Raw genomic sequence first — 5,022 nt, forward strand, 5'->3', positions numbered from 1 at the left:
TCCAGTAAAGAGAGGCCGCAAAAGGTGGTATAGAAATAGAGCAGCCAGGCGCCGGCGATAGCCAGCGCGCCGCTTCCCAGCAGGTTCCCGCCGCCGTAGGCCAGCTGATGGCCCACGGTGATTCTTCTGTTTTGTCCCAGAGGTACTGATTTATTTATCATGATTTCCGGCCTTTATATAATTGAACCGATGTTTCATTTTAAATGAAGTGCTTTTTTATATATTTATAAAGGCATGAATAATGTGATTAACACCGCATTAAAAAAAAGTGACCTCCATGAAAAATCTTACTCACCTGCCCGGCGCTATCGCCCTCACATACAGGCAATAAATGGCTTAAATCATCAGGGGTTACGAAAAAAAGCGGCTGGACGGATAAGTTAAGAAGACAGGTTAAACGCGTGTTGCGGAGAAAAAAGATGTCAGTTTAGTGATAACAATCACAAACAGAAAACGGTCTGTTTTCTGGTTGATATTTTTAAAAATTAAACAGAGGCACCCAGGAATTATCTGAATAAACAGAATAAGACGGATGCTAAACGTCGGCCTGTACAGCGGAGAAAATAACCAGCTTTATTATTACAAAGTGAAATTACCCCTTTGCTCGCCGCCTGTCCGATATCAGCGCCAAACCAGCACGACGCAGACTGACGTGTAAACGGGCCGGCTCGCAGAGCGCGTAGACCCTTTTGCCAGAAAAAAAAGCGGATTTTTGCCCGCTGAGCAAGAATCAGGCGCTCGATCAAATTCTAAGTTTTTTTTTCAAACCATTGACATCCGCTGCCAGCCTTATGAAACGCGGACTTAGGAAATTAGCCAGCCTGCGATCACGAATTCGTAACGAAAATCAAGGCTTGTTAAGCAGGGATAAATTACTAGAATACTCACCATCTAGTTGTTCATTCATTCTCCACCCCCTATATATAGTGTTTATCCACAGAGTTACTCACAAAGAGCAAGCTGTGTATAAACGGGGGATATTTTTTTCACGGACAGGTAAAACGCGACATGAATCAGAGTCTGCTCGTCACTAAACGCGATGGCCGCAAAGAGCGCATCAATCTGGACAAAATCCACCGGGTTCTCGACTGGGCGGCGGAAGGCCTGCAAAACGTCTCCGTTTCCCAGGTTGAGCTGCGTTCCCACATCCAGTTCTACGACGGCATTAAAACCTCCGATATCCACGAGACCATCATCAAGGCCGCCGCGGACCTGATCTCGCGTGACGCGCCGGATTACCAGTACATGGCCGCGCGCCTGGCTATCTTCCACCTGCGTAAAAAAGCCTACGGCCAGTTCGAGCCGCCGGCGCTTTACGATCAGGTCTCACGCATGGTGGAGATGGGCAAATATGACCGCCACCTGCTGGAAGACTACAGCCGTGAAGAGTTCGAGCTGATGGACAGCTTTATCGATCACTGGCGCGATATGAACTTCTCCTACGCGGCGGTGAAGCAGCTGGAAGGCAAGTATCTGGTGCAGAACCGCGTCAGCGGCGAAATTTATGAAAGCGCCCAGTTCCTCTATATCCTGGTCGCCGCCTGCCTGTTCTCCAACTATCCGCGCGAAACTCGCCTGGATTACGTGAAACGGTTCTATGACGCGGTTTCCACCTTTAAGATTTCCCTGCCGACGCCGATCATGTCCGGCGTGCGCACGCCGACCCGTCAGTTCAGCTCCTGCGTGCTGATTGAGTGCGGCGACAGCCTCGACTCGATTAACGCCACCTCCAGCGCCATCGTGAAATATGTTTCACAGCGTGCCGGCATCGGCATCAACGCCGGTCGCATCCGCGCGCTGGGCAGCCCGATCCGCGGCGGCGAAGCGTTCCATACCGGCTGTATCCCGTTCTACAAACATTTCCAGACCGCGGTGAAATCCTGTTCTCAGGGCGGCGTGCGCGGCGGCGCGGCCACCCTCTTCTACCCGATGTGGCATCTGGAAGTGGAAAGCCTGCTGGTGCTGAAAAACAACCGCGGCGTGGAAGGCAACCGCGTGCGCCACATGGACTACGGCGTACAGATCAACAAGCTGATGTATCAGCGCCTGCTGAAAGGCCAGGATATCACCCTGTTCAGCCCGTCGGACGTGCCGGGCCTGTATGACGCGTTCTTCGCCGATCAGGACGAGTTCGAGCGTCTTTATACCAAATATGAGCAGGATGAGAGCATCCGCAAGCAGCGCGTGAAGGCAGTCGATCTCTTCTCTTTGATGATGCAGGAACGCGCCTCCACCGGTCGTATCTACATCCAGAACGTCGACCACTGCAACACCCACAGCCCGTTCGATCCGGCTATCGCGCCGGTACGCCAGTCCAACCTCTGCCTGGAAATCGCGCTGCCGACCAAGCCGCTGATGGATGTGAACGACGAGAACGGCGAAATCGCCCTCTGCACCCTCTCCGCCTTTAACCTGGGTGCGATTGAGAGCCTGGACGATCTGGAAGAACTGGCGACCCTGGCGGTACGCGCGCTCGATGCCCTGCTCGACTATCAGGACTACCCGATTCCGGCGGCGAAACGCGGCGCAATGGGCCGTCGCACGCTGGGCATTGGCGTCATCAACTTCGCTTACTATCTGGCGAAGCACGGCGTGCGCTACTCCGACGGCAGCGCCAACAACCTGACGCACAAAACCTTCGAAGCCATTCAGTACTACCTGCTGAAAGCCTCTAACGAGCTGGCGAAGGAACAGGGCGCCTGCCCGTGGTTCAACGAAACCACCTACGCGCAGGGCATCATGCCGATCGATACCTACAAGAAAGATCTGGATGCGATCTGCAACGAGCCGCTGCACCTCGACTGGGATACGCTGCGCGCCTCGATCAAAGAGCACGGCCTGCGCAACTCCACGCTCTCCGCGCTGATGCCGTCTGAGACGTCTTCGCAGATCTCCAACGCCACCAACGGCATTGAGCCGCCGCGCGGCCACATCAGCATCAAAGCGTCGAAAGACGGCATCCTGCGCCAGGTGGTGCCGGAGTATGAGCGTCTGAAAGAGAGCTATGAGCTGCTGTGGGAAATGCCGGGCAACGACGGCTATCTGCAGCTGGTGGGTCTGATGCAGAAGTTTATCGACCAGGCGATCTCCGCCAACACCAACTACGATCCGTCGCGCTTCCCGAACAGCAAGGTGCCGATGAAGCAGCTGCTGAAAGATCTGCTGACCGCCTATAAGTTCGGCGTGAAGACGCTCTACTATCAGAACACCCGTGACGGTGCGGAAGATGCGCAGGATGATATCGCGCCTTCTATCCAGGACGACGGCTGCGAAAGCGGCGCCTGTAAAATTTAATCGGGTCTGGCCGGCGCAAACCGGCCATGACTTTTCTTCTGGCCCCGCCAGCAGGCGGAGCCGCAAACATGGCAGGCCGCGCGGCGCGCGGTCAAAACGGCTGTCAGCGCGCTGCTTTACCGCAGCGCCAGCCTGTCCCGTTAGCATGTGGAATGAACTATGGCTTACACCACGTTTTCTCAGAATAAAAACGATCAGCTGCTGGAACCGATGTTCTTCGGCCAGCCGGTTAACGTCGCGCGTTACGATCAGCAGAAATATGACATCTTCGAAAAGCTGATTGAAAAGCAGCTCTCCTTCTTCTGGCGTCCGGAAGAGGTGGACGTGTCGCGCGACCGCATCGACTTCCAGGCGCTGCCGGAGCATGAAAAGCACATTTTTATCAGCAATCTGAAATATCAGACGCTGCTCGACTCCATCCAGGGCCGCAGCCCGAACGTGGCGCTGTTGCCGCTGATCTCGATCCCGGAGCTGGAAACCTGGGTAGAGACCTGGGCCTTCTCAGAGACCATCCACTCGCGCTCTTATACGCATATCATCCGCAACATCGTCAACGATCCGTCGCTGGTGTTCGATGATATCGTCACCAACGAGCAGATCCTGAAGCGCGCCAGCGATATTTCCGGCTACTACGACGATCTGATCGAGATGACCAACTACTGGCATCTGCTCGGCGAAGGCACGCATCAGATCAATGGCAAAACCATTACCGTTAACCTGCGCGCGCTGAAGAAACAGCTTTATCTCTGCCTGATGAGCGTCAACGCGCTGGAAGCGATCCGCTTTTACGTCAGCTTCGCCTGCTCCTTTGCCTTTGCCGAGCGCGAATTGATGGAAGGCAACGCGAAAATCATTCGCCTGATCGCCCGCGACGAAGCGCTGCACCTGACCGGCACCCAGCATATGCTGAACCTGATGCGCAGCGGTGAAGACGACCCGGAAATGGCGGAGATCGCCCAGGAGTGCCGTCAGGAGTGCTACGACCTGTTCAAGCTGGCGGCGGTGCAGGAAAAAGAGTGGGCGGAATACCTGTTCCGCGACGGCTCGATGATCGGCCTGAACAAAGATATTCTTTGCCAGTACATCGAGTACATCACCAATATCCGTATGCAGGCGGTGGGCCTGGATCTGCCGTTCCAGACGCGTTCTAACCCGATTCCATGGATCAACGCCTGGCTGGTTTCCGACAACGTGCAGGTGGCGCCGCAGGAAGTAGAGGTCAGCTCCTACCTGGTGGGTCAGATCGATTCGGAAGTGGGTGAAAACGACTTCGACGATTTCCAGCTGTAATTATGGCGGGTATGACGATCAAACTGCGCGTTTCCGGCGCGCAGCTTGAATGCACCGACGAGCATCCCTCGCTGCTGGCGCTGCTGGAAGCGAATAATATTTGTATCGAGTATCAGTGCCGCGAAGGCTACTGCGGCTCCTGCCGCACGCGCCTGGTGAAGGGAGAAGTCAGCTACGCCGGGCAGCCGCTGGCCTTTATCCAGCAGGGCGAGATCCTGCCCTGCTGCTGTAAAGCCAACGGCGATATCGAAATCGAACTCTGAAGCGGGCCGCGGCCCGCTTTTTCTTTATAGGCCTATGCGCCTCTATAAGCGGCATCGCTCTTCTCTTCCCTTTCTCTCCTGTTCTTTTACTTTTATCCGTTGCTTTGAAAACAAAAAATTCCGTCTTATGCCGCAGGATCGGAACATCTCATTTGACGGCAATGGCCATCTCAAA

3 protein-coding genes and 1 pseudogene are annotated in these 5,022 nt (G+C 54.9%); 3 read left to right on the forward strand and 1 reads right to left on the reverse strand.

Features of this window, described 5'->3' with window-relative positions; genetic code table 11:
* Positions 1–161 (reverse strand): annotated as a pseudogene (locus tag MYY08_RS05715) (MFS transporter); the annotation flags it as partial.
* Positions 162–1,008: 847 nt separating this feature from the next.
* Here MYY08_RS05715 and nrdA point away from each other — a divergent pair.
* The 3 genes from nrdA (at position 1,009) to yfaE (ending at position 4,847) form a co-directional block, all read left to right on the forward strand.
* Positions 1,009–3,294, forward strand: a complete 2,286-nt coding sequence (gene nrdA / locus MYY08_RS05720) for a class 1a ribonucleoside-diphosphate reductase subunit alpha (RefSeq protein ID WP_038625127.1) — start codon at positions 1,009–1,011, stop codon at positions 3,292–3,294.
* Positions 3,295–3,453: 159 nt separating this feature from the next.
* Complete coding sequence (gene nrdB, locus MYY08_RS05725; RefSeq protein ID WP_038625125.1) at positions 3,454–4,584, forward strand: class Ia ribonucleoside-diphosphate reductase subunit beta; 1,131 nt, start codon at positions 3,454–3,456, stop codon at positions 4,582–4,584.
* A 2-nt stretch (positions 4,585–4,586) separates the two neighbouring features.
* Entirely contained in the window at positions 4,587–4,847 is a 261-nt protein-coding gene (yfaE, locus tag MYY08_RS05730) for a class I ribonucleotide reductase maintenance protein YfaE (protein ID WP_038625123.1), read from the forward strand.
* Positions 4,848–5,022 lie beyond the last annotated feature (175 nt).

The organism is Mixta sp. (assembly GCF_024610815.1).
Lineage (GTDB): Bacteria > Pseudomonadota > Gammaproteobacteria > Enterobacterales > Enterobacteriaceae > Mixta > Mixta calida.

What these genes read in the sequence shown, in the direction of transcription:
- nrdA (WP_038625127.1), top strand. Translation starts at nt 1,009, where the DNA reads ATGAATCAGAGTCTGCTCGTCACTAAACGCGATGGCCGCAAAGAGCGC.
- nrdB (WP_038625125.1), top strand. Translation starts at nt 3,454, where the DNA reads ATGGCTTACACCACGTTTTCTCAGAATAAAAACGATCAGCTGCTGGAA.
- yfaE (WP_038625123.1), top strand. Translation starts at nt 4,587, where the DNA reads ATGGCGGGTATGACGATCAAACTGCGCGTTTCCGGCGCGCAGCTTGAA.